The organism is Empedobacter sp. GD03739, from assembly GCF_029843245.1.
GTDB classification, from domain to species: Bacteria; Bacteroidota; Bacteroidia; order Flavobacteriales; family Weeksellaceae; genus Empedobacter; species Empedobacter falsenii_B.
This window is the reverse complement of sequence record NZ_JAOCHX010000012.1, coordinates 1-25,596: the sequence shown is the minus strand read 5'-3', so window position 1 is coordinate 25,596 and position 25,596 is coordinate 1. Positions and strand designations below refer to the sequence as shown.

The 25,596-nt window shown below is 31.1% G+C and carries 20 protein-coding genes; 10 read left to right on the top strand and 10 right to left on the bottom strand.

What is annotated here, in order from left to right; all coding sequences use genetic code 11:
- Positions 1-2 precede the first annotated feature (2 nt).
- From N5E64_RS05595 to N5E64_RS05580, 4 genes are all read right to left on the bottom strand, one after another.
- On the bottom strand, positions 3-986 hold the full coding sequence (locus tag N5E64_RS05595) for a homoserine kinase (RefSeq protein WP_125348891.1): 984 nt from the start codon (positions 984-986) through the stop codon (positions 3-5).
- A 3-nt stretch (positions 987-989) separates the two neighbouring features.
- Positions 990-3,443 (bottom strand): bifunctional aspartate kinase/homoserine dehydrogenase I, encoded by a 2,454-nt coding sequence (gene thrA, locus N5E64_RS05590; RefSeq protein ID WP_280036238.1) that lies wholly within the window; start codon positions 3,441-3,443, stop codon positions 990-992.
- A 216-nt stretch (positions 3,444-3,659) separates the two neighbouring features.
- A complete protein-coding gene (locus N5E64_RS05585; RefSeq protein WP_147280028.1) occupies positions 3,660-4,088 on the bottom strand; it encodes a hypothetical protein in 429 nt (142 codons plus the stop codon).
- A gap of 153 nt (positions 4,089-4,241) precedes the next feature.
- A complete protein-coding gene (locus N5E64_RS05580; RefSeq protein WP_125348888.1) occupies positions 4,242-5,033 on the bottom strand; it encodes a DUF2797 domain-containing protein in 792 nt (263 codons plus the stop codon).
- Positions 5,034-5,085: 52 nt separating this feature from the next.
- Between N5E64_RS05580 and N5E64_RS05575 the strand changes: the two genes are divergently transcribed.
- The 4 genes from N5E64_RS05575 to N5E64_RS05560 all read left to right on the top strand — a co-directional run bounded on the left by N5E64_RS05575 (position 5,086) and on the right by N5E64_RS05560 (position 10,941).
- On the top strand, positions 5,086-6,597 hold the full coding sequence (locus N5E64_RS05575; protein ID WP_280036234.1) for a GH3 auxin-responsive promoter family protein: 1,512 nt from the start codon (positions 5,086-5,088) through the stop codon (positions 6,595-6,597).
- Positions 6,598-6,699: 102 nt separating this feature from the next.
- Positions 6,700-9,249 (top strand): phosphoenolpyruvate carboxylase, encoded by a 2,550-nt coding sequence (locus N5E64_RS05570; protein ID WP_280036233.1) that lies wholly within the window; start codon positions 6,700-6,702, stop codon positions 9,247-9,249.
- A 30-nt stretch (positions 9,250-9,279) separates the two neighbouring features.
- Positions 9,280-9,828 carry a crossover junction endodeoxyribonuclease RuvC gene (ruvC, locus tag N5E64_RS05565; protein WP_038336282.1) on the top strand — a complete coding sequence of 183 codons (549 nt, stop codon included), beginning with the start codon at positions 9,280-9,282 and terminating at the stop codon, positions 9,826-9,828.
- 54 nt (positions 9,829-9,882) lie between these two features.
- Positions 9,883-10,941 (top strand): glutaminyl-peptide cyclotransferase, encoded by a 1,059-nt coding sequence (locus N5E64_RS05560; RefSeq protein WP_280036217.1) that lies wholly within the window; start codon positions 9,883-9,885, stop codon positions 10,939-10,941.
- Between the two features lie 107 nt (positions 10,942-11,048).
- Here the strand turns inward: N5E64_RS05560 and N5E64_RS05555 are convergent, their stop codons facing one another.
- The 4 genes from N5E64_RS05555 to N5E64_RS05540 all read right to left on the bottom strand — a co-directional run bounded on the left by N5E64_RS05555 (position 11,049) and on the right by N5E64_RS05540 (position 13,745).
- On the bottom strand, positions 11,049-11,546 hold the full coding sequence (locus tag N5E64_RS05555) for a hemerythrin domain-containing protein (RefSeq protein WP_052217884.1): 498 nt from the start codon (positions 11,544-11,546) through the stop codon (positions 11,049-11,051).
- Positions 11,547-11,606: 60 nt separating this feature from the next.
- The gene (locus tag N5E64_RS05550; RefSeq protein WP_038336279.1) at positions 11,607-12,041 is read right to left on the bottom strand and encodes an Rrf2 family transcriptional regulator; all 435 of its coding nucleotides are present in this window, start codon (positions 12,039-12,041) and stop codon (positions 11,607-11,609) included.
- A 138-nt stretch (positions 12,042-12,179) separates the two neighbouring features.
- A complete protein-coding gene (locus tag N5E64_RS05545) occupies positions 12,180-12,764 on the bottom strand; it encodes a 50S ribosomal protein L25/general stress protein Ctc (protein ID WP_038336278.1) in 585 nt (194 codons plus the stop codon).
- 45 nt (positions 12,765-12,809) lie between these two features.
- Entirely contained in the window at positions 12,810-13,745 is a 936-nt protein-coding gene (locus tag N5E64_RS05540; protein ID WP_038336277.1) for a ribose-phosphate pyrophosphokinase, read from the bottom strand.
- 220 nt (positions 13,746-13,965) lie between these two features.
- On the opposite strand from N5E64_RS05540, the gene N5E64_RS05535 reads away from it, so the two are divergent.
- From N5E64_RS05535 to N5E64_RS05520, 4 genes are all read left to right on the top strand, one after another.
- Positions 13,966-15,213 (top strand): OmpA family protein, encoded by a 1,248-nt coding sequence (locus N5E64_RS05535; protein WP_280036212.1) that lies wholly within the window; start codon positions 13,966-13,968, stop codon positions 15,211-15,213.
- Between the two features lie 100 nt (positions 15,214-15,313).
- Positions 15,314-17,260 carry a polysaccharide biosynthesis protein gene (locus N5E64_RS05530; protein WP_407933291.1) on the top strand — a complete coding sequence of 649 codons (1,947 nt, stop codon included), beginning with the start codon at positions 15,314-15,316 and terminating at the stop codon, positions 17,258-17,260.
- The gene (locus N5E64_RS05525) at positions 17,250-18,014 is read left to right on the top strand and encodes a polysaccharide biosynthesis/export family protein (protein ID WP_280036207.1); all 765 of its coding nucleotides are present in this window, start codon (positions 17,250-17,252) and stop codon (positions 18,012-18,014) included. Before N5E64_RS05530 ends, N5E64_RS05525 begins: the two co-directional genes overlap by 11 nt.
- A gap of 1 nt (position 18,015) precedes the next feature.
- The gene (locus N5E64_RS05520) at positions 18,016-20,397 is read left to right on the top strand and encodes a polysaccharide biosynthesis tyrosine autokinase (protein ID WP_280036204.1); all 2,382 of its coding nucleotides are present in this window, start codon (positions 18,016-18,018) and stop codon (positions 20,395-20,397) included.
- A 54-nt stretch (positions 20,398-20,451) separates the two neighbouring features.
- Here the strand turns inward: N5E64_RS05520 and N5E64_RS05515 are convergent, their stop codons facing one another.
- The gene (locus N5E64_RS05515) at positions 20,452-21,147 is read right to left on the bottom strand and encodes a hypothetical protein (RefSeq protein ID WP_219034502.1); all 696 of its coding nucleotides are present in this window, start codon (positions 21,145-21,147) and stop codon (positions 20,452-20,454) included.
- 186 nt (positions 21,148-21,333) lie between these two features.
- Between N5E64_RS05515 and N5E64_RS05510 the strand changes: the two genes are divergently transcribed.
- Positions 21,334-22,185 (top strand): HAEPLYID family protein, encoded by an 852-nt coding sequence (locus N5E64_RS05510; RefSeq protein ID WP_280036201.1) that lies wholly within the window; start codon positions 21,334-21,336, stop codon positions 22,183-22,185.
- Positions 22,186-22,363: 178 nt separating this feature from the next.
- On the opposite strand, the gene N5E64_RS05505 is transcribed toward N5E64_RS05510, so the two are convergent.
- Entirely contained in the window at positions 22,364-22,798 is a 435-nt protein-coding gene (locus N5E64_RS05505) for a JAB domain-containing protein (RefSeq protein WP_280036199.1), read from the bottom strand.
- Positions 22,799-23,191: 393 nt separating this feature from the next.
- Between N5E64_RS05505 and N5E64_RS05500 the strand changes: the two genes are divergently transcribed.
- Positions 23,192-25,516 (top strand): SIR2 family protein, encoded by a 2,325-nt coding sequence (locus N5E64_RS05500; protein ID WP_280036198.1) that lies wholly within the window; start codon positions 23,192-23,194, stop codon positions 25,514-25,516.
- Positions 25,517-25,596: the final 80 nt, after the last annotated feature.

Here is a 25,596-nt window from a genome sequence, read left to right as displayed (position 1 = left end):
TTTTAGTGTTTTATGTAAGGTCCTTGTTGATTAATTTTAGAGACAAATGATAAATGTTCAATTTCTTTTATCGTCAAAAAATTATTTAATTTTTGTTCGATATTTTCTGCATCCAATTTACTTTTAGATAACGCCATAACTGTTGGTCCAGAACCAGAAATACCGAATGTTAATGCATTATTTTCGAGCGAAATACTTTTCATTTCATTAAAATACGGAATCAATAAAGAACGATTTGGTTCGACAATATCATCCTGCATCGAACGACCAATTTCTTCGTAATCATTCTCATAAAGCGCCGCAACCAAACTTGCAATATTCCCCCATTGTTTTATTGCTTTACTCAATTGCACTTTATCTTTAATTAATTTGCGCGCATCCTTTGTTGGCACTTCTACTTTTGAGTAAATCAGTGTGACATATAAATTTTCAGGAACAGGTAAAGAACGCACCAAAATCGACTCATAAGAAGGAATCAACGTAATTCCACCAAACAACGATGGCGCAACATTATCCGCATGAGCAGCACCACAAGCCAATCGTTCGCCTTCCATACAATAAGGTAAAAGCTCATTTTTAGAAAGTGGTTTTCCTAATAATTCATTCAATGCAAAAAGTCCAGCAACTGTACTCGCCGCGCTTGAACCTAAACCACTTCCAATTGGCATTTTTTTGTGTAATTCTATCGATAATCCAAAAGAATCTTGTAGACCTAAATCACAAAATAATTTCCATGCCGAATGAGAAACTGTATTTTTCATCGCATCCAAAGGCAATTTCCCCTCGTCACCTGTAATTGTCAGAATTTCGATTCCTAACTTTTCTGTCTTTTTCATGATTACCTCATCACCTGGATAATCCACCGCAAAGCCCAAAATATCATATCCACAGATCATATTGGCAACTGTTGCAGGAGCAAAAACATGTACTTTTTCTAAAAACTTCGCTTGATCAAGCTTATATTTATTTTCGATTATTTGATTCATCTTTTATCGTATTGAACTTATATTAACTAAATCTGCAAAAACGCCAGCTGCCGTAACTTCTGCACCAGCTCCAGGTCCTTTCACAACCAAAGGACGTTCCTTGTAACGCGCTGTTGTAAACGAAATAATATTATCGCTTCCAGACAAAGCATAAAACGGATGTTGATTATCAACCAATTCTAACGAAATTGATATTTTTCCATCTTCTAAAATCCCGATGTAACGAATCACTTTCTGCTCCTCATCTGCTTGATGTTTTATCTTTTCGAAATAATCATTTTCGTTGACTAATTCTTGATAAAAATCTTCTACAGTTGCAGCTTCTAAACAAGATTTAGGCAAAATAGAATCGATTTTTACATCTCCCGCTTCAATTTCGTAACCATTGTCACGAGCAAGAATCAACATTTTTCGCATAAAATCTATTCCACTCAAATCATCGCGAGGATCTGGTTCTGTATAACCTAATTCTTGCGCTTTCTTTACAACTTCGGCAAATGTATTTTCACCTTTAAAATGATTAAATATATACGAAATTGTTCCTGATAAAATTGCTTCAATTTTTAAGATTTGATCTCCACTCATTCTTAAATCTTTCAACACGCTAATAATTGGTAAACCTGCTCCAACATTCGTTTCATAAAGGAAATCAATGCCATATTTTCGAGCAGTTTCTTTCAATTTTTTATACTCTTGATAAGAAGATGAATTCGCAATTTTATTACATGTTACAACCGATATGCTGCTTTCGAAAATTTGTTTGTAATAATTTGGCAAATCAGAACTCGCAGTATTATCAACAAAAACACAATTTGGTAAATTATACTGTTTCATTTTTTGGATAAATTCATTCAAATCAGCTGGAGAAGAAGAATTTTCTAATTCATTTTTCCAATTCGATAAATTAATTCCGTTTTCATCAAACATCATTTTTTTTGAATTTGATAATCCAACCAATTTAATCTCGATATCATTATTTTTTGCTAAAAAATCTTTCTGTTTTTCTAATTGATTTAAAAATGTCGACCCAATATTTCCTACTCCAACATTGAAAACATGAATTGTTTTTTTCAAATGATTAAAAAACGCATCATGTACCGCATTTAAAGCTTTTGACAAATCATTTTCGTTAATCACAACCGAAATATTATACTCCGAAGAACCTTGCGCAATCGCTCTGACATTGATTCCATTTCGTCCTAATGCATAAAATAACTTGCCCGAAACACCAACCATTTTCTTCATGTTTTCTCCAACAATTGCAATAATTCCGAGATTTTCTTCAATTTCAATTGGTTCCAACCATTTTGCTGCAATTTCCAAACAAAACTCTTCTTCTATTAATTGCTTCGCTTTTTCGACTTCGTTATGATGAATCGCAAGCGTAATACTATGCTCTGACGAAGATTGCGTAATCAACACAATGTTGATATGATGTTGCGCTAAAAGTGAAAATAGTTTCCCACTAAAGCCCAATTTTCCGACCAAACCGCTTCCTTTTATATTGACTAACGCAATATCTTTGATCGACGAAATTCCTTTAATTGGATAATCTGTTGGTTGCGAATCGAACTGAATTTTTGTTCCCTCAAAATCCGGTTGAAATGTGTTTTTAATTAAAATCGGAATTCGAAGTTTAAAAGCTGGAGCCATTGTTGGCGGATAAATCACTTTCGCACCGAAATACGACAATTCCATCGCTTCTGTATACGATAAATTTTCTAACGAAAAAGCTTTGTTCACAAAACGAGGATCCGCCGTCATCATTCCATTTACATCTGTCCAAATTTCAATTTGTTCTGCATGTAAAGCCGCACCAATCAAAGCCGCAGTGTAATCAGAACCTCCTCTTCCCAAAGTTGTCACTCGTCCTTCTTCATTAGCAGCAATAAACCCTGTTACAACTAATAATTTATCCGAATAATCTTTTGCTAATTGTTGAATATTCTGAAACGATTTTTCCTCGATAACATTCGCTTGACCAAAATTATGATCAGTCAAAATATAATCTGATGCATTAATCGCCAATGAATTTCCAACATGCTCTTGCATTACTTTTGCTATTAATAAAGCACTACATCTTTCGCCGAAACTCAAAATCAAATCTTTTGTTTGAGGGCTTAATTCTTTCAGAATTTCCACCCCTTCTAATAATGCTTCCAACTCATTCATCAACAATTTTAATTTTGTTAAAATCGGATTTTGATTCGGCACATCGATTAAAGCTTTTACAATTTCGAAATGTTTGTCTTGAAAAAGTTTTAAATCATTTTCATCAAAATTTCCTGATGAAGCTTCTTCAGACATTTTGGTTAATAAATTGGTCAAACCAGAAATAGCAGACACAACCAAAATAATCGAGTTATTTTGTTGCTTTTCCTGTTTAACAATTTCTACGACCGCGCGGATACCTTCTACCGATCCGACTGATGTTCCTCCGAATTTTAAAACTTTCATAATTTAAATTTTGATCATAAAAAAAGCATCTTCCTTTTGAGAAGATGCTTTTGCATTATTTTTTTAGAATTAAATACATAACAAAACTCCTCTAAGTGTGAACACTAGAAGTCGTCGTAATTGAAATGATTGTATTTAATCCGTTTTGTTTCATTATTGATAACGAATATACAAACTTTTTCAATAAATCATTACGTATTTATTATTTTTTTATATTTATTTCACCGAATCCTTTTTTACAGCCAATGAATCATTTGGTTCAGCAACAGGTTTTACATCACTTGCATAGCCAACAACAATTCCGTCTAGTTTATCAATTTTTCGTACTTTAAAAGTTTCTGTACCTTCTGCTCCTTTAAAAGATACTTTATAAACTGCTTCGTAAACTGTTTTGTCACCATCTTCAAGAGGCGTCATTTTCTCAAAGTTGTAGACATCAACTGGCCCATATTGTTTAACCACCGCATTCAAATCATCCACATTTACGCCTTCTACTTTCGAAAAAAGTGAATCTGGCTTATCTGCTCTGTATTTGTAAACATCTAAAACTGCTTCTTTCACCTTATAATCTGGCAAATCTGATTTTTTATTACATGCTGTTAAAGCCAAAATACCGCCAACCATAAGTAATGCACTTGCTTTCATAATTCCTATTTTTTGTGTTAATTGATTATAACTAATGTAAAAATAAATAAGATAAAAAACAAGTATTTTTATTGAAATCAAATAGATAGAAACAAAAAAAGTCGATTCTGTTGCAGAACCGACTTTTGAATATATCTTATTGTAAAATAAATTTTATACTTCAAAATTGACGTAAAAACCTTCGTGACCTCGAACATTGAAAACGGTATTGTCTTCAAAAATCAAGTATTGACCTTTTATTCCTTTCAAAACACCTTTTATTTCTGGCGTTTTTTTCAAGTTTAATGATTTTACTTTTTCTGGATAAGATAAAACTGGATAGTCTAACTTCCAAACTTCTGGCTCATCAACCAAAAATTTTTGAAAATCTGGATTCACTTCATTTCTGATTTCGTGATACTTTTCGAACAAATTAATTTCTGGCACATCGTTTTTCAACATTCTTTGCCAATTTGTTTTATCAGCAATAACATTTTTCAACGAAACCTCTATCATTCCAGCTTCGTAACGATTATCCGTTCGCGCAATAATAATAGCTTCTGAAGCTCCTTGATCGATCCAACGTGTCGGCACTTGCGTTAAACGCGTTACACCAACTTTTATTCCTGATGAATTTGCCAAATACACAATATGCGGTTGCAATTCGAATTTCGTTTCAAACTCTAAATCACGTTGCGCAATTCCCAAATGTGCTGTAGAAAGTTCTGGATTGATAATACTTGGATTAGCTTCTGGAACTGTAAAAAAACAATTTTTACAATATCCCATCTGATAAATCTCTTTGTCCTCGTGACAGTTTAAACATTCGTAATGATCAAAGTTAATCTTGATTTTTTTTCCTAACAATTGATTCATAACAATAAAATCATTCTTGAAATTCCAATAATAATTGATTGGCGTTCCATTTTCAGTTGTCATTTTACGAATTTGTCCTTCAAACTGCATCTTGCTAAAAAAGTTTAATTAATTTTGTGTAAATCTACAAAACTTTTAGCGGATGGGAATAGTCAATAAGATTATGGAAATTATGATGCGTAGCCGAATGAATATCATCGAGGAAAGTATCAAAAATCCAGTTGGTACGCAAGAACGTGTGTTATTTGAGAATATCAAAAAAGCCAAATCGACTATTTACGGAAAAGAATTTCATTTTGACGAAATCAAAACGACACATAAATTTCAAGAGCAAGTCCCTGCAGTGCATTACGAGGATTTTCAACCTTATATTGAATTAGCAAGAAAAGGTGAAAAAGATGTTACTTGGCATGGAAAAATAAAATGGTTTGCGAAATCTTCTGGAACAACAAATGCCAAAAGTAAATTTATTCCGATTAGTAATGAATCCTTAGAAGATTGCCATTACGCAGCAGGAAAAACAATGTTTGCATTGTACTTAAATGCTTATCCCGAAACGGATATTTTTATGCACAAAAACTTAAGAATTGGCGGAAGTAGTGAACTTTATCAAAAATATGATACGCGTTTTGGTGATTTGTCAGCTATTCTGATTGATAATTTACCTTTTTATGCAGAAATGAAAAACATTCCAAATCGTGAGATTTCTCTAATGTCTGATTGGAATGTAAAGATGAATGCTATTATTAATGCAACAAAAAATGAAGATGTTGGTTCTTTAACTGGTGTTCCTTCATGGATGTTAGTCGTTTTGAATAAATTATTAGCCGAAACTGGAAAGAATTATTTGGACGAATTATGGCCAAATCTCGAAGTGTTTTTTCATGGTGGAATCAGCTTCAAACCTTATGCAGAAAACTATAATTTAATTACTCAGAAAAAATTAAATTATTTCGAATTATATAATGCTTCCGAAGGTTTTTTTGGAATTCAGGATCAATTGCACAGCAAAGATTTGTTGTTATTATTAGACAACGGAATTTTTTACGAATTTATTCCAATGGAAGAATTTGGTTCAGAAACTCAACGATTTTTAACAATTGGAGAAGTTGAAGTTGGTAAAAATTACGCCATGGTAATTACAACAAATGGAGGTTTATGGCGCTATATTATTGGTGATACAGTTCGTTTTACGTCTACAAATCCACACAGAATTGTTGTTTCTGGACGAACAAAACATTATATCAATGCATTTGGAGAAGAATTGATGATAGAAAATGCAGAAGAAGCTTTGAAACGTGCTTGTATGCAAACAAATTCGATCGTTTCTGAATATAGTGCTGGTCCAATTTTTATGCAAGGAAAAGAAAAAGGCGCTCACGAATGGATAATAGAGTTTGATAAAGAACCTCAAAATTTTGAGCAATTTATTGATTGTTTAGATAAAGGTTTGCAAGAAGTTAATTCCGATTACGAAGCAAAACGTTACAATAATATGACACTTAATCGACCGATTGTACACAAAGCACGCACAAAATTATTCATCGAATGGATGGCTTCAAGAGGTAAATTAGGTGGACAAAATAAAGTTCCTCGTTTATCAAATACAAGAGAGTTTATTGAACCATTAATTGAATTAAATAATCGATCATAATAAAAAAGAGAATCAATACGATTCTCTTTTTTTGGTTTAAAATAAATAGGATAATTACCTCGAAACAAGTAAATTTACTATTAAGAGAAAAAATACCTATTAATGCGAAGTACGAATTTATCTGAACTTAAATTCCACCAAATTGTGGAAAATAAGTTTCAAATTTACAACAGTCTCTTTATGAGTCTGCCCTACGAAAAAATGCAAAACATTGGATCGTTGATTCCGTTTTTGTACGATGAAAGTCAAAAAGGTTTACCAGAAGGTAAATCGCCAAATGAAATCATCAACAATTTTTTTGAGAAATACACCGATTTAAAGACCGAACAAGAACAAATCGATTTGATGTTTCGAATGATACAATACATCGAGCGACAAGTTGTTTTGTTTGATAGTATCGAAGATGCTGCATTTCCGTCATTACATTCCGAAAATGAAAAAGGAAGTTTGGAAAGCATTTACCATATTGCACAAGCGCAAGGTAAAATGGAGCAAGTAAAAACCAGAATCGAAGATTTTGTGACGAGAGTTGTTTTTACAGCACATCCAACGCAATTTTATCCGACAAATGTTCAACAAATTATTCAGGATTTACGCGATGCAATTCAACAAGATTCGGTAAGTAAAATTGATTTATTGTTGCAACAATTAGGAAAAACACCTTTTATCAACGAAGAAAAACCAACTCCTTACGATGAAGCTGTTTCTATTATTTATTATTTGAGAAATGTATATTATCAAACAATTGGACGATTGTATAACGAAATCAACCAATTGTTTTTTACAGAAAGTGAACCTCTAAAATCTCCTGTTATTCAATTAGGTTTTTGGCCTGGAGGCGATCGCGATGGAAATCCATTTGTAACAGCAGAAATTACATGGAAAGTTGCAAGTTTATTGCGTACAAGTATCTTAAAAAATTATTACAATCATCTTAAAATTGTTCAACGTAGATTAACATTCAAGCATGTTACAGAACCTTTGAAAGCGTTGAGTAATTTGATTTACGAAAATATGTTCAATGAAAATGGAACAATTACAATTGATGAAATCAAGACACGTTTACAGACTATTCGTACAATTTTGATTGAACAACACAACGGAATTTTCTTGGATATTTTAGACGATTTTATCACACGTGTTGATATTTTCGGGTTACATTTTGCTTCGTTGGATATCCGTCAAGATTCGCGTGTTCATCAAAAAGTAATTAACCAAATTATTGAAAAATATACTGGAATTAATCTGAAAGATTTAAGCGAAGCAGAACAAATCGAATTGTTAACAAATCCTTCTTTTACAGCTAAGCCTGAAGATTTTGAAGATGATATTGTCGTCGATACAATCAGAAATATTTATCAATTAAAAACGATTCAGCAACGAAATGGTGAATTAGGTGTTAACCGATACATTATTTCAAATTCTGAAACCATTTTCGATGTCTTAAATGTTTATGCTTTATTCAAATTTTGCGGCTATAAAGACGATGAAATTAAGTTTGATATTATGCCACTTTTCGAGACGATTAGAGGTTTAGATGGTGCTGAAAATACAATGAATAAATTGTATAATTTACCTATTTATGCGCAACATTTAGAACGTAGAAAACAGCGTCAATCGATTATGCTAGGCTTTTCGGATGGGACAAAAGATGGCGGTTACATCAAAGCGAATTGGGAAATATATCGCACCAAAGAAATCCTTTCGAATGTTTCGGATAAAAATCAAATCGAAGTTATTTTCTTTGATGGTCGTGGTGGACCTCCTGCACGTGGCGGTGGAAAAACACACGAATTTTATGCTTCTCAAGGGAAAACAATTGCGAATCACGAAATTCAAATTACGATTCAAGGGCAAACAATTACGTCGAATTACGGAACAATGCCGCAGGCAAAATATAATTTTGAACAATTGTACACGGCTGGTATCATTTCGGATGTTTTCTCTATAAGCACAAGTCAGATTTCGCCAGATGAGCGAATTTTGATTGATAAATTAGCCACAATTAGTTATCAGAAATACGAAGATTTGAAAGCGCATCCTTCATTTTTACCTTATTTAGAAAATATGAGTACGCTTAACTATTATGGAAAAACGAATATCGGAAGCCGTCCGAGTAAACGAGGTGGTGATAAAAAATTAGAGTTTGATGATTTGCGTGCTATTCCATTTGTGGGTTCTTGGAGTCAATTAAAACAAAATGTTCCGGGATATTTTGGTGTTGGAACAGCTATAAATGAATTGAAAAAACAAGGTCATTTAGAGGATGTAAAAGATTTATTCAAGAATTCGAGCTTCTTCAAAACATTGATCCAGAATAGTATGATGTCGATGGAAAAAACTTATTTTCCATTAACATCTTATATGAAAAATGATCCTGAATATGGTGAATTTTGGAATATTTTGCACGATGAATTTGAATTATCAAAAGCATTATGTTTAGAAATTTCGGGTTACACAGAATTGATGCAAGACGAACCATTGAACAAATCTTCGGTACAAATGCGCGAAAAAATTGTGTTACCATTATTAACGATTCAACAATTTGCGTTGAACAAAATTCATCATGAAAGTGAGTTCAAATCAATCTATGAGCAAATTGTGATGCGTTCGTTATTCGGAAATATTAATGCGAGTCGAAATTCGGCTTAATTTTCAGAATATCTTAATACCTTCGCAACGATGGAAAAGATTATTTTAGGGATTGATCCTGGAACAATGGTGATGGGTTTTGGTTTGATTGAAGTCAAAAATAACAAAATAAAGTTGATTACTTTAGACGAATTGTTGTTGCACAAACTTCCGAACCAGCAAACGAAATTGAAAAAGATTTTCGAAAAAACTTTAGCCATTATCGATCAATATCATCCTGATGAATTAGCCATTGAAGCGCAGTTTTTTGGCGTTAATGTTCAGTCTATGTTAAAACTTGGACGTGCGCAAGGCGTTTGTATTGCCGCTTGCCTGCATCGCGATATGCCTGTGGTAGAATATGCGCCAAAAAAAATTAAGATGGCGATTACCGGAAACGGAAATGCCTCGAAAGAACAAGTTGCGGGAATGTTACAGCATTTACTTGGATTGAAAGAAATTCCGAAACGTTTGGATGCCACAGATGGTCTTGCCGTTGCGGTTTGTCATTATCTAAATTCGGGTAAAACAACTGGAACGTCAAGTTCTTATTCGAGTTGGGATGCCTTTGTAAAAAATAATCCGAATCGAACAAAATAAAATATATTTGTAGTAGAATTAGCAACCTAATTCATAAAACATAAAACACATCAAATGAAAAAATATTTAATCGCTGCCTCAGTTTGTGCAACAGTTTTCTCTTCAGTGTTATTTTCTTGTAAAGATTCGACAGGAAAAAACAATACTGCAATCACTGAAATTGTTTCGAAAATTGAACAAAATAAATACAAAATTGGCGACAAAATCGATATTCCATTAACTAATTTGGATGGAATTACGAAAGTTGTAGTTTCGGTGGATGGACAAGAAGTTCCTGCTGATTTTACGATTAACGGAAAAACAATTGGATTAGGAAACCATACGGTTAATTTGAAATTCTTCAAAGGAGAAGAAGAAACAAATTCGCGCGATTTTACGTTTGTGGTTTATGCAAATGAGCCGGCTGCACAATGGAATTATGAAATTGTAGGAACTTATCCACATAATCCAGATTATTTTACGCAAGGTTTTTATTTCAAAAACGGAAATATTTTCGAAGGAACTGGACTTCGCGGAGGAAAAACACGTTTGATTGAATATAAATTGGGGGCAACTGAACCTACAAAATTATATCAAATTAAAGACGATGTTTTTGGAGAAGGAATTACAGAACTGAATGGTTTTATTTATCAATTAACATGGCAAGATCGTGTCATTTATAAATATGATTTGAACTTTAATCAAGTTGAAAAATTTGATATGCCAGCTCAAATTATCGAAGGCTGGGGAATTACTACAATTGGTAAAGAATTGGCTATTACAGAAGGTTCTCAACGTATTCATTTTTTCGACGAAAACTTTAATTATTTAAGAACTGTACAAGCTTTTGATAACACACAACCGTATAGTTATTTGAATGAAATTGAGTTTCACGATGGTTTAATTTATGCAAATGTTTACCTAAAATCTGGACACGCAGATAACAGTAATATCGTGGTAATAGATCCGCAAACTGGCGCTGTAAAAGCTGAGTTTAATTTTGCTGAATTGAAAGGAAAACAAGGAAATCCACAAGCGCAAGAATTGAACGGAATCGCTTTCAAAGACAACGGAAATATGTTAGTTACTGGAAAGCTTTGGGACAAAATCTTTGAAGTGAAGATTAAGAAATAATTTCCTTAACACATAAAAAAGCAAAAAGCTCGACCTGCAAAATCGAGCTTTTCTTTTTCAAAAATCATCTAAAAAATTATAAGTAAAAATTTATGGTTACGAAAGATCTATAACCAAAATTGATCTTTCCAATCTGTGTTAGTTAAAAGTGAATTAAATTGTTCTTTAATTACTTTTAACTTTTTTTGTGTTGCATTTTTCTCAAATTCAGGAAACATTTGTTTCTCCTCAAATCTGATATGCAAATCCAATTCTTCTTCGATATAAATCAAACTTTTCATCGGATTTTTTGCATCTATTTTAAACAAGCGTCTCAAACGTCTATGTTCTTTCAATGCTCTTTTTACCAAGTAATGATCTTCATCTAAAAGCGAAAACAAGTAATTTTCTTCTATCTCAAATTTTTTGAATAACACTTTTTCCCCATACCAATTTACATAATCAACAATTCGTTGAATATCGACTCCTTTATCTATTCCAGCACGAATATTCCAACAAAAAAATAATGTTTTATGATGCCTTTCGCACGCTTCATTTAGATTTACTGTTACAGTATAACTCATATGAGAAGCAGTTGTTTGAGGAAGTTCTATTAATAGGTTCATTGTTGTAATTTTTTAATTCGGATAATCGGATATTTTTATCTTATTTTTAATCAAATTTTTTTAATGCTTAAGAAAAGCAATTCCTTTCTCTAGATCATCAATCAAATTAAACATCGATGTCTTTTCTAACATTCCTCGCAAATCATTACGAATTGCAAAAACACGGCTATGTAAAGCACAAGGTTTGTTAGCATCGCATTCTACTAAACCTAAAATGCAACTATGATAAAGACCATCTCCGTCAATCGCTTTGATGATATTCACTAATTTGATATCTTCTAAATGCGCTGCATCCATTTGGAAACCTCCCATTTTTCCTTTGACAGATGAAATCACATTTGCTTTAACTAATTGTTGAAGAATTTTGGCTGTGTAAGCTTCTGGAGAATTAATAGAATTTGCAATTTGTTTTAAATTGACTCTCTTTCCTTCTACAGATTCTTGTGCAATAAACACACAAGCCTTAATTCCATATTCGCACGCTTTAGAAAACATTAATTTCTTTTATTCATTATAAATTATGAAGCAAATATACAACTAATTTTAAATCGGACAAATTTATCTTATTAAATTTTTAAAAATAAAAAACCACTCAAAAATGAGTGGTTTAATATTATCTGAAAAGAAAATTTCTTAATCTTCGTCTTCGTCTTGATCAGCATCCTTAACAGCGTTACGAGAAGTACGAATAGCTACTACTACTGCGTTATCTGGATGAGCAAATGTGTAGTTATCATTTTTCAATGTTTCTACATACATTTTGTGACCAATTCTCATTGGAGTGATATCGATTTCGATTTCGTCTGGTAAGTTTGCTGGAATAGCACGAACTTTTAATTTACGCATGTTGAAACGTAAAACCCCACCAGCTACTAAACCACGAGCACGTCCTACTAAACGAACTGGAACTTCCATAGTTACTGGTTTGTCCTCGTTTAATTGGTAAAAATCTACGTGTAAGATTTTATCCGTTACTGGGTGAAATTGGATGTCTTGTAAAATTGCTTGAATTTTAGCTCCATCAGCTAACTCGATAGTTGCTGTATGAGCATCTGGAGTGTAAACTAATGATTTGAATGCTTTTTCATCAGCTGAAAAGTGGATAGGCTCTCCAGAACCGTAAACCACACAAGGTACTTGTTCAGCATTACGTAGGTTACGTGTAGCCACTTTACCTAAGTCTTCTCTTTTTACACCTTGAATTGTAATTGACTTCATAATAATATGTATATAATAAAAATAATTTAATATTTAGTTAAACCACTAGATAACAAAACGTTGACTAATAGATTTGTTGCTATGTACTAGATGCATAACATCAGCAAAAAGCGGAGCGCAAGATAATACTTTTATTTTAGATACGGAAGTATTTTTTAATGGAATACTATCAGTTATAGCAATTTCCGTTAATAGAGAGTTATCAAGACGCTCATAAGCTGGTCCAGATAAAACTCCGTGCGTTGCAATTGCACGAACAGATTTTGCTCCTTTTTCCATAATCAATTCAGCAGCTTTAGCAAGTGTACCCGCTGTATCAATCATATCATCTACTAAAATAACATTTTTACCTTCTACCTCACCGATTAACATCATGCTATCAACTTGGTTTGCAACTTTACGTTCTTTGTGACAAATTACGATATCTGCATTAAGGTATTTAGCATATGTATTTGCACGTTTAGCACCTCCCATGTCTGGAGAAGCGATACAAATATTATCTAAACCTAAACCTTTGATATATTCAACGAAAATTGTTGAAGCAAATAAATGATCAACAGGAACTTCAAAAAATCCTTGAATTTGATCCGCGTGTAAATCCATAGTCATTACACGAGTTGCTCCAGCTGTCATTAACATTTTCGCAACTAATTTTGCTCCAATTGGCACACGTGGCGCATCCTTACGATCTTGACGAGCAAAACCAAAATAAGGAATAACAACTGTAATACTTTTAGCAGATGCGCGTTTTGCAGCATCACACATTAAAAGTAATTCCATTAAATTGTCTGTTGGTTGCATTGTTGAACCAATTAAGAAAACGCGAGCACCGCGAATTGGTTGTTCAAAAGCTGGCACAAATTCGCCATCGCTAAACTCTACAATTTTAGATTTACCAAGTTCTTGACCATATTGATCGGCAATTTTTTGTGCTAATTCTAATGATCCTCTGGTTGAAAAAAGAAATGCTGATTGTTCCATTGTTTGTTTTGGGAAATATTTGTGCAAAAATAATTTAAATGATTTGAAAATGATATAAGAAAACTAAAAATTAATTTCGGCACAATTATTGAAGTCTTTTTTTGGACGTTAAAATAATCACAAAAAAATATTATGACTTTCGTTAGTTGTAAGCTTTTTTAACATTATTTATTTATTCGTTTTTAACAATTTATATAATTTTGTAATTAAATTTTTCCTCATGAAAAAGATTTCATACCTATTAAGTGTAATTGGATTAGGGATTTTTGCTCAAGCGCAAGAAGTTACTGAAACAGTTAACAATGATTACAACAAATGGTCTATTGAGGCCAATGGTGGAGCAAACAAAGCAACTAAAGGTTTTTCTAATGGTTACTTTATGCAAACTCCAAGTTTTTACCATGTAGACTTAGGTGTTCGTTATATGTTTAATCCTAAATTTGGTTTAAAATTAGACGGAGCTTATGATCGTTTAAAAGAAGGTGAAGATTCTAAAAGATTTAGAACAAACTATTACCGTGTAGACTTACAAGGAGTAGCAAATCTAGGTCGTATTATGAACTTTGAAGATTGGACTAAATCTATTGGTTTATTAGCACATGCAGGTGCTGGTTACTCTTGGATGACAAGAGAAGATGATGGTTTGTTTGATAATGCAGATAATATGGGTAATATTATTGTAGGTTTAACACCTCAATTAAAATTATCTGATCGTATTGCATTAACAGGTGACGTTACTTACATCAGAAACATTCGCCAACAAAACAATTATGACTTCACTTCTAAAATGGATACAAGAGGTTTAGATGGCGATATGTGGAATGCTACATTAGGTTTAACATTCTATCTTGGAGGTAACCAGAAACATGCCGATTGGACTTTTGAAACTACAAGAAAAGATTTAGAAGACAGAATTGCCAACATCGAACAAATGTTAAAAGATACTGATGGAGATGGTGTTGCTGATTACTTAGATCAAGAGCCAGATTCAGCTCCAGGCGCTGTAGTTGATACTAAAGGTGTTACTATTGATCATAATGGTAATGGTATTCCAGATAATATTGAAGAATACATTAAACAAAATGCAGGAGGAAATACAACTATCGTTAACGATGCTGATTTCTTAGAACAAATGATTAACTCTGGTATTATCAACGTTTACTTTGATTACAATTCTGATAAACCATATCAACAATCAGTTGGAGGTATCAAATTTGTATCTGAGTACTTAAAAGCTAAGCCAAATGCTCAAATCGACATTTTAGGTTACGCTGACCCAGTTGGAAGTGATTCTTACAACAAAGATTTATCTCGTAGAAGAGCAGAAAATGTAAAAGCTATTTTAGTTAGTCAAGGAGCTAATGCTTCTCAATTAACTACAGTTGGTGAAGGTGAAGATAAAGAATTCAAAAATTCTCAAGTTTCTTCTCATCAATTAGCAAGAAGAGTTGTTTTCAGAGTAAAATAATTCTCTCTTAATTTAAGATATTAATCAGGGGTAGATTTTTCCATTTTTTGGAGTCTCTATTCCTGATTTTTTTATTATCTTTATCACCACTTAAATTACTATAATATTGAATCCTTTTAACCAACACTTTAATACTCCAAGATGGGTAGTATTGGTGATAGATATATTTATTGTTTTTGTCAGTTACATATTAAGTAACTTTATCTTAAACAGCTTTCTAAACACCTTTAATTTGGAAAGACTTTTTTATAAACTTCCTTTTATTACGTTAATATATACTCTTTGTTTTTTATATTTTAAAACATATAAAGGAATTGTAAAAAAAACAGGATTAAAAGATGCTGAAAATGTGTTTGTATCTAATACGACAGCTTTCTTAATATTATTTTTTATATCCTTTATTTACAGACAATTTATAGAGGCAAATACATCTCAAAGCGAAACAACTACATATGTATTCAGAATGTCTTATTCTGTGATATTTGTGCATTTGTTTATTTCAACTGTCTTAATGGTAATCGCTAGATTATATTACAAATGGATTTACGATTATTTTTTCTCTAAAAATAAAGCTCAACAAAAAATATTGATTTACGGAGCTGGAGATTCCGGATTAATTACTCGAGATATTTTACAAAATGATACTCAGTTTAATTATAAAGTTGTAGGTTTTATTGATGACAAACCTTCTAAAATTGGAACATTTATAGATGGTGTAAAAATTTATTCTATAAATGATATTGATGATAAATTCATTGAACGAAATGATATTTCAGAAATCATTATTTCTATTCAAAATATTAAAACTAATAAGTTATTAAACCTTTCTAAATCTTTAGAAGATTTGAATGTAAATATAAAAATAATTCCGCCTATTTCTAATTGGATTGATGGTACATACAAGCCTGCACAAATCAAACAATTGAAAATTGAAGATTTATTAGGTCGTGAGTCAATTAAGTTGAAAAACCCTATTATTAATGAAAATGTACAAGGTAAGGTAATACTTGTTACTGGTGCTGCAGGTTCTATAGGAAGTGAAATTTCTAGGCAACTTGCTATGATGGATTTTGCTCAACTAATTTTGATTGATCAGGCAGAATCGGCTCTATATGATGTTCAACAGTCTTTAAAAAATGAAATTTCTGAAGAAAAACAAAATAGAATAGATTATATCGTTTCGAGTGTCAGAGACAGAAAAAGGATGTTAAGTCTTTTTGATAAATATCATCCACAAATTATTTTTCATGCAGCTGCATATAAGCATGTTCCGTTGATGGAAAAATTTCCTTATGAGGCGATCAACACAAATATTTATGGAACAAAAATTATTGCTGATTTAGCAAATGAATTTGGTGCTGAAAAGTTTGTAATGGTTTCTACTGATAAAGCTGTAAATCCTACAAACGTGATGGGCGCAACTAAACGAGTTGCCGAAATTTATGTAAATTGTACAAATGAAATTTCTAAAACTAATTATATTGTCACACGATTTGGTAATGTGTTAGGATCTAATGGTTCTGTAATACCTTTATTCAAGCGTCAATTGGAAAAAGGAGGTCCATTAACTGTAACACATCCAGATATCACTCGTTTTTTCATGACAATACCAGAAGCTTGTCAATTAGTTCTTGAAGCAGCTATTATGGGAAAAGGTGGAGAGATTTTTGTATTCGATATGGGCGAATCAATGAAGATTATTGATCTTGCTAAAAGGATGATTAGACTTAGTGGATTTAAATATCCTGAAGAAATTGATATAAAAATTGTAGGTTTGCGTCCAGGTGAAAAAATCTTTGAAGAATTATTAGCAAATGATGAAAATACAGTAAAGACTCATCATCAAAAAATAATGATAGCAAAAGTTAACACAAACAAATGTCAAGACAATAAAAAACTAATTGAAGAACTATGCTTAATGTCATCAACTATTGAAAAACATGAACAAGTCATGCATTTAGTGGCTAAAATAAAAGAGATAGTACCTGAATTTAAATCTCAAAACTCCGAATTTGAAAAACTTGATAACTTAATTTATGAAAAATAAAATTTTCCAATTTTTATGTCTTCTATCTTTAATTGTAGTTACGTCGTGTGGCTCAAGTAAAGAAATTGTTTATTTTCAAACCCCAGAAGAATTAACAACTAATTTTGAACAACATATACCAAAAATACAACCAACCGATCAATTAGCAATTGTTATTTCAGCAGCTGATGTTGCTGCAGTGGCTCCTTTTAATCAAATGAGTACTATTCAGACTACAGCGAATAGTAATACAATATCTCCATACAGTCCAACTTATACTGTTGATGAGAATGGAAATATTAGTTTACCAATGGTGGGTAATGTCAAATTGGCAGGCTTAACAAGAAGTCAAGCGATTGAAACAATTAAAAACAAAGTCAGTAAATATGTGGTTAATCCAGGTGTTAATGTAAATTTTGTAAACTTCAGAATTAGTGTATTAGGAGAAGTAACTCGTCCAGGAAGCTTTATAGTTCCTACAGAAAGAATTACATTATTAGATGCCTTAGGAATGGCTGGAGATTTAACTATAAAAGGAAAACGAGAAAATGTAACAGTAATTAGAGAAAGTAATGGTGTAAAAGAACGTTTCAATGTTGATTTAACATCTGAATCTGCTCTCAATTCTCCTGTTTATTATTTAGCACAAAACGATGTGGTTTATGTAGAGCCAAACTCTGCACAAGTTTCTGCATCAAAATTTACACCTAACTATTCGTTATGGATTTCTATGGCAGGTGTTATTATTTCTGTAATTTCTGTTTTAACAAGGTAAGATGAATCAAATTAATAATTCGACAAATAACTTTTTTTTTGAAGAAGAAGAGAATATTAATCTTAGACAAGTTTTAGAACAATATTTATATTATTGGAAATGGTTTGTTTTGGGATTAATCGTAGCCATTATAGGGGCGTTATTTTATTTAAAATATACACAAAAACAATATCAAGTTTCTGCAAAAATCTTATTAAATGAGAAAGAATCAGCGGCGGGTGAATTAGCCGGTTTGGCAGATGCAGCAACTATGTTTGGTACGAGTTCTAATGCAGAAGTTGGTGACCAGATCGAAATTCTGAAATCAAGACGTTTAATTTCTAAAGTGGTTGAACAAAATAATTTTAATATTCGCTATTTTAGTGTTGGTAGAATTGCTGAAATTGAAACTACTGCTGCTGAATCGCCTATCAAAATTTTGTTTTTGAATGAAGCAGATAAACTGAATGAAGAATTATTTGAAGAATTAGAAGTTAAGATAGAATCAACGACTAAATTTAAGCTTTCAAATAGAAATACAAAAGAAGCCAACACCTATTCGTTTGGACAAAAGATTAGCACCGATTTTGGTGATATTATCATCAGCCCAAATAAGAATATTGCAAAAAGTATTGATGCCGAATATTTAATCAAGTTATATTCATTGGATTATACAATAAGTTATTATCAGTCAAAAATCCAGATTGAACCTAACAGCGATAAAAATTCTAAAGTTGTTAACTTTAGCTTAGTAGGAACAGTACCGAATATTTCCAAAAAATTCATCAATGATTTGATTAATCAATACAATTTAGATCTTGTTACAGATAATAATAAATTGACTGAAGCTACTTCTAAATTTATCGATTCGAGGTTAGATATTGTTACAGGCGATCTACAAGGTGTTGACAGAGATTTAGAACGTTATAAATTAAGCAATAACATTACTGATGTTACTTCTGAAGCGAATATTTTCTTACAAAATGCATCAGATAATGAAAAGAAATTATTAGAATCATCTACTCAGCTACAATTAGTTGATTACATGAATTCAGCTTTAAATTCTAACAAAACGGATCTTTTGCCAACTAATATTGGTTTACAAGATCAAACAATTGCGTCACAAATTGCTTCGTATAATGAATTGGTTTTAACGAAAGAAGATATGTTAAAATCAGTTACAAACGAACATCCAAATGTGGTTAAATTACAGGAGCAAATTGGTGATGTTAAACGAAACTTGAAGAATAGTTTGCGTTTGTACCGAAATAATACTCAAACAACTCTAAGCACAATTCAGAACAAACAAAATCAAATAACAAGCAGAATACAAAAAGTACCAAGCCAAGAACGAGGTTTTAGAGATATTTCTCGTCAACAGCAAATTGTTGAAGCTTTATATTTATTCTTATTACAAAAACGTGAAGAGAACGAAATAAAAGCAGCTGCTACACCAGAGAATATAAAAGTTATTGACTATGCTTATAGTTCTAAGGTTCCTGTCTCACCTAAGAAAAGTATTATACTATTAGGGGCGCTAATTCTAGGATTAGTTATTCCTTTTATATGTATTTATATATATAAATTATTAAATAACAATGTAAACTCTAAGGAGGATGTTGAAGATGCTGTGGGAGCTCCAATTGCTGGGCAAGTACCTAAAAGTGATATTTCTATTATCGAGCAAAATGATAATTCTAGTGTTGCTGAAGCTTTTAGAATTCTTAGAACAAACATGAATTTTTTACTTAAAAATTCAACAGATCCTCAGTCTATCTATATAACTTCTACTACAAGCGGAGAAGGTAAAACATTTATATCAACTAATTTAGCTCAAATATTAACAATGTCAGGTAAATCTGTTTTATTAATTGGAGCAGATATTAGAAGTCCAAAAGTTTTAGATTATTTAGGAATTACTGATCAGTATAGACACAAATATGGAGTTACAGAATACTTAATTTCGAATGATATTAATATTAGTGATATCATTATCAAAAATCCTGCTGATTACAAATTTGATGTTATTTATTCTGGACAAGTAGCTCCGAATCCATCAGAGCTATTGATGAACGGACGTTTTGATGATATTGTCAAATATGGAAAAGCAAACTATGATTATGTATTAATAGATACTGCGCCTGTTAGTTTAGTTACTGATACTTTATTAATTTCTGACAGTGCAGATATTACAATGTACGTTGTTCGTGCTAATTATTTAGACAAACGAATGTTGGCTATTCCTAAAGAATTATATCAAGATAACCGTCTTAAAAACATGGCAATGGTTGTTAACGATGTTGACTTTACAAAAGGATACGGATATGGATACGGATATGGGTACGGATATGGTGAAAATCATAATAAAGGTAGATTTTTTAAAAACCTTTTTAAACGTAAATAAAATAAAAACCTGAAGTTAATCTTCAGGTTTTTTTGTACTATAAAAATATATACACTATTGACCTTCCTTCTCCAATCTCTCTAATGCTTTTTCGTGAGCAGATTTTACATCATTTTTGATTTTTTTATCTTGAGTAGATTTTCGAATCTTTTCTGCATGATAAGCCAAATCATCCAATGTCATTTTATAACTCACATAAAACCCGCGATTATATCTTGAATACGAAGCTAATCCCCAACCAGCAATTAATTGATTCTTAATTTTTTTAGTTTGATATTCGTTCAAATAACGTTGAAGTTTTGGAGAAATTTCTTCTTTCGCAATTGATTTTACAGAACCATTCATTCGGCTAAACCAATATTTATTATCCAATTTTATATACGATTTTGCACCTAAAATGCTTTTAAAAGCAAGATCCCCAAGCAGTAAAACCTTCTCAAATTCCGATTTTTCATTGGTCATATAATCCCAATACATTTCAGAAGTCATTCCAACCATCGGACTTTTATCTATTGTTGCTTCATACAAATCTTTACCATTTTGATAAGCTGCAGCAACATTTTTAAATTCAATTCCAAAATCATCACAAGCCTTCTGATAACCTGTAAAAGAACCCGAATATTTCTCGAAATTATCTATAAAAACTCTATAAATACAATAATGTGAAATATCAATCAAAACTTTTTTAGAATCATCTAAAAAACCGTTTATCAACTGTATCGGAAAGTTATAATATTCGTAGGAACTCATAATTGTTTGATTTTCTTAAATGTGGTGTTAATTCATCGACTAAGATAAGATAGTTTTTATTATTCTTAAAATGATAAGTATCAAAAAACTTCAAAATTTAATAGGTTAGATTTTTAAAGCGGTAAAACTTCAATTCCTAATTTCTTCCTAAATCTTCTTTGTCCTTTGCTTCAAAATAATAAACAAATGAAGTTTTTCTTAACAATATTGACAACAATTTTCATTACAATTTTCATTACAATTTCAACTAACGCCCAGACAAAAAATGATTCAATCATCACGATTCAATCACAACAAAAAACATTAAAACCTAAAGTTGATCATGCAGAACCATTGTATACAGATTTGATGCGCGATCTGGGAGCAAGAAAAGGAGAAGCTGAGATAAATGTAGGGGTTGGAGTGACCTCAAAAAAAGGATATAATGAATATAATGGTTTTATTGAGTATGAATGGGCTGTTGCAGATCGTTTGGGATTGGAGGTTGAAGTACCTTTTTCTTTTAATCACAAAAGCGATAATAACGATGGCTCTATTTATGTTCCGAACAATAAAATTGAAGGTTTAAAATTAGCAACTCAATATACTTTTTTAGTAAATGAAAAACAAAAAATGTCTTTGGCTGTAGCTTATGTTCATGAATTTGAATTCAATAATTTCAAAAAAATAGGACATCAAGGCTCTGTATTTACGGGTATGAAAATGAATCCTGTTTTTATTGGAGCTAAAAACTTTAATAGTTTTAATACATTAATCTATACAGGACCTATTTTCGAACATCATTATAAAGAGCAAAAATTAGATGTTGGAGCAACTATAAACGCAAGTATGATGTATGTTTTACCAAATTCGAAAAACTTTATTGGACTTGAAAATAATATGGATATTGACCGCAATGGATTTCATTATACTTTAAGACCTCAAATTAGATTGGCTATTCAACACAATTTAATGATTGGTTTGGTTACTGGAGTTTCTATCACCAAACATACAGGAACCAACCTTGATGTGATGACACGTATTATTTGGGAACCTTAGTTTTCTTAATAAAAAAACCTCCTTTAAAACTTTTTAAAGGAGATTTGTGGAGCTGGCGGGATTAAGGATATGTATTAAATATCAATATCTTAGCTATAAAAACCTTCTAAAGGGGATGAAATCGGGGATGATTTCCACTAATTATCATCTTCAACCCTACTCGTATATTTTATTTAAATCAAAGAATTCCTTCGTCTGCAAAACTAAGGTAAGAATTTTTAGCCATAATAATATGGTCTAACAATCGAATGTCAAATAACTCGCAACACTCTTTGATTTTAGAAGTTATTCGTTTATCCGATTCACTCGCATTTAAGTTTCCACTTGGATGGTTATGAGTTATTACAAGAGCAGATGCGTTAGCTTTTAATACCATTCCCATAATTAATCTTACATCTATGCTACAAGTGTTTATTCCGCCCTTAAACATACTTTTAATTCCTAAAACTTGATTCCCTTGATTTAGTAATAATATTTTGAACTCTTCTTGAAGTTCAATTATATCCAAATCCCAATTCGCTTTAAGAACTTGATAAACTTCGCTACTTCCCAAAACTTTGATTTTCTCATCAACTTCATTCATGTATGAGATTTTAATTTCTGATACCTTCATTTTTGGCTATAAGATTTTAGAGTAGAGATAAATTTTGTTGATGATTTAGTATCAAAAACAAGCAAGTTTGTTTACCTCTACGTTTGTTAAACATTAATTTAGAATCACAGGAGGATGAATAAATCCACCAGAAAAAACCATTCTCTTAAAAAGTGGTGAGGGGGATTCCAAATCTTCCAAAAATAGATGGGGGTTATTCGAGGGTAGTTTACGTCTTCGAAAATTTTATAAAAAATTTTTTGTAGGAATTGTAAGGTTTGTAATTGTAGTAAAAAAATATAAAAAAATACTTTTCTCTGTTTTTTATATCTGGAATATTAATTAAATAGCTAGAAAATATCTTAATTTACTATATTGCATATTAAATTAATAAACTTCTTTAAATTTTTATAAATGATACGATTTGACAATCAAAATTTATTCGAAAATGAAATAATAAAAGGATCTAATCTTTTTTTAGGTGCTGGTTTTTCAGTTCTCGCTAAAAATAATAAATTAGAAAAGCTTCCAATTGGAGAGCAGCTAAATGAACAAATAAAGAACGAATTTAAGCTAAATTTAAACCTAAATTTAGCTCAAATATCTACAATTCTTGAAAACTCTAAAAGAGAAGATTTTTATAACTTTCTTCGAAAAAATTTCTCTGTAGGTACTTTTGATAAAAGATATACAAATATTGATAAACTAAATCCTAAGAATATATATACAACAAATATTGACGATCTAGTACATAAGATTTATGAAAAAATTGATGAAAAATATATTAATGATGTAACTTATAATGGAGAGAGTTATTCTGATAAGCTTGCTGTTGATTTTTCAGCTTTACATGGAAATGTTAGGTATCCTGAACGTAAAATGATATTTGACGTTTCTTCTATTTCTAACGCATATAGTTCTAATCCTAAAATATGGAATCAACTTGCTTTAGACTTTGAAAGAAAAATCACTTTGTTTTGGGGATATAAAATACAAGACACAGGTGTTATACAAGCCCTTACGTCTTCTAATACTAACCCAGAGAATCATAAAGATAAATGGATTATAATCACAAATAATGAGGATGATATAGTACTTTATTATGAAGCCCTTGGATTCAATATTATTATATCTGATACAGAAAATTTCTTGGATTATTTAGAAAATTTAAAAATAGAAAATTCAATATCTAATCAAAGAAATAACCAAGAAATTACTTTTCTTTTTAGTAAAAATATAATTCCTAGAAGTAATAAAAATTTGCCAGTTAGACCTATTTTAGAGTTTTTTAGTGGAAATCCTCCAACATGGTATGATGTATTCTCAAATCAGATTTACAAAACTTCACATTTTAATAAAATTAAAAATTTAATTTACTCAGACAAAAACCTTGTTGTTCAAGGAGCGCCAGTATCAGGTAAGACTACTTTAATGATGCAGATTGCTATAGAGCTTGACTATGATATAAAACTTATATTTGAAAATCTTCAACTCAATAAAGCGGAATTAATTGCGAACAGATCAAATGGAAAAAAAACTATAGTTTTCATTGACAATTTTTCTGATTCATTGGATGCTTTTATCTACCTGTCTAAATTTAAAAACATTAAACTAATAGGAATCGAAAGAACTCATAATTTTTCAGCTATATCACATTTAATAAAAACCGAAAACTTTAATATTTATAATGTAACAGAGTTAAATGATACAGATTTACAAGGTATATTTGACCACCTACCTGTTGCTACAAGATCTATAAGATTAAATACTGAAAAAAGTAAGAATTATGAAAAAGATACAATTTTTGAATTTGTTAAACGTAACGTAAAACATAACACAATTAAAAAAAGATTTATTGAAGTATTCGAAAATCTTAAAAAACATGATAATAAACTTACTGAATTTCTTGTATTAATTGCTTATTCACATAATTGTAGAATTCCATTATCATTTGACATGTTATACAGCTATTTTAGTGATGAAATTAATAATAATTATTCTGAAATTTTTGATCTAAGGGATCAGCTAGAAGATTTAGTTAGAGATTATTCAGGTGACTTAAATTTAGAAGAAGATCAAGACTATTACTATCCTAGATCATACTTCATCGCAGAGACTATTATCGATGTTGTTTCATCTGAAGTTTTGAAAAGTGTTATGAATAAAACATTAAACAATGTTCCTAACACAAGAATTCCACATTATAATGTTTTTAGAAAATATGCATATGATAAAATTCTAGTTGCAAAAGCTTTTCCTAATTGGAAAGAAGGTATGGAATTTTATGAAAAAGTTTATGATATGGACTTTAACAACCCTTATGTTCTACAACAAGGAGCTTTATATCTTGCTTATAAGAAAAAATACACAACTGCATTTGAATGGATAGACAAAGCTATAACTCAAACAAATAATAAATATTTTTCTATAAGAAACTCGCATGCCATAATACTTTTTGATGCTAATATTAATAGCTCCGAAGAAACATCATCAATAAGAGTTCAACTGGATAATAGTATGGATATATTAGAAAAATGTTTTAAAGATGATAAAAGAAAAGTTTTCCATGCTATAAGATACGCAGAACAAGCAAAAGAATATATAAATCGTTTCTATGATGATAAAGCCTTTACTTATATTGAAACAGCAAAAAAATGGTTGAAGGAGGAACTCAAAAACAGACCATGGGATAAAGGCTTATCTTCAATAATTCAAAGTTTAGATCAAATAAAATATTAACTCTCAAAATATATTTAACATAATTTGGTTATAGTGGGCTTGTCCCCGATAGCCCGCAGGCGACTATAACAACAAGTTAT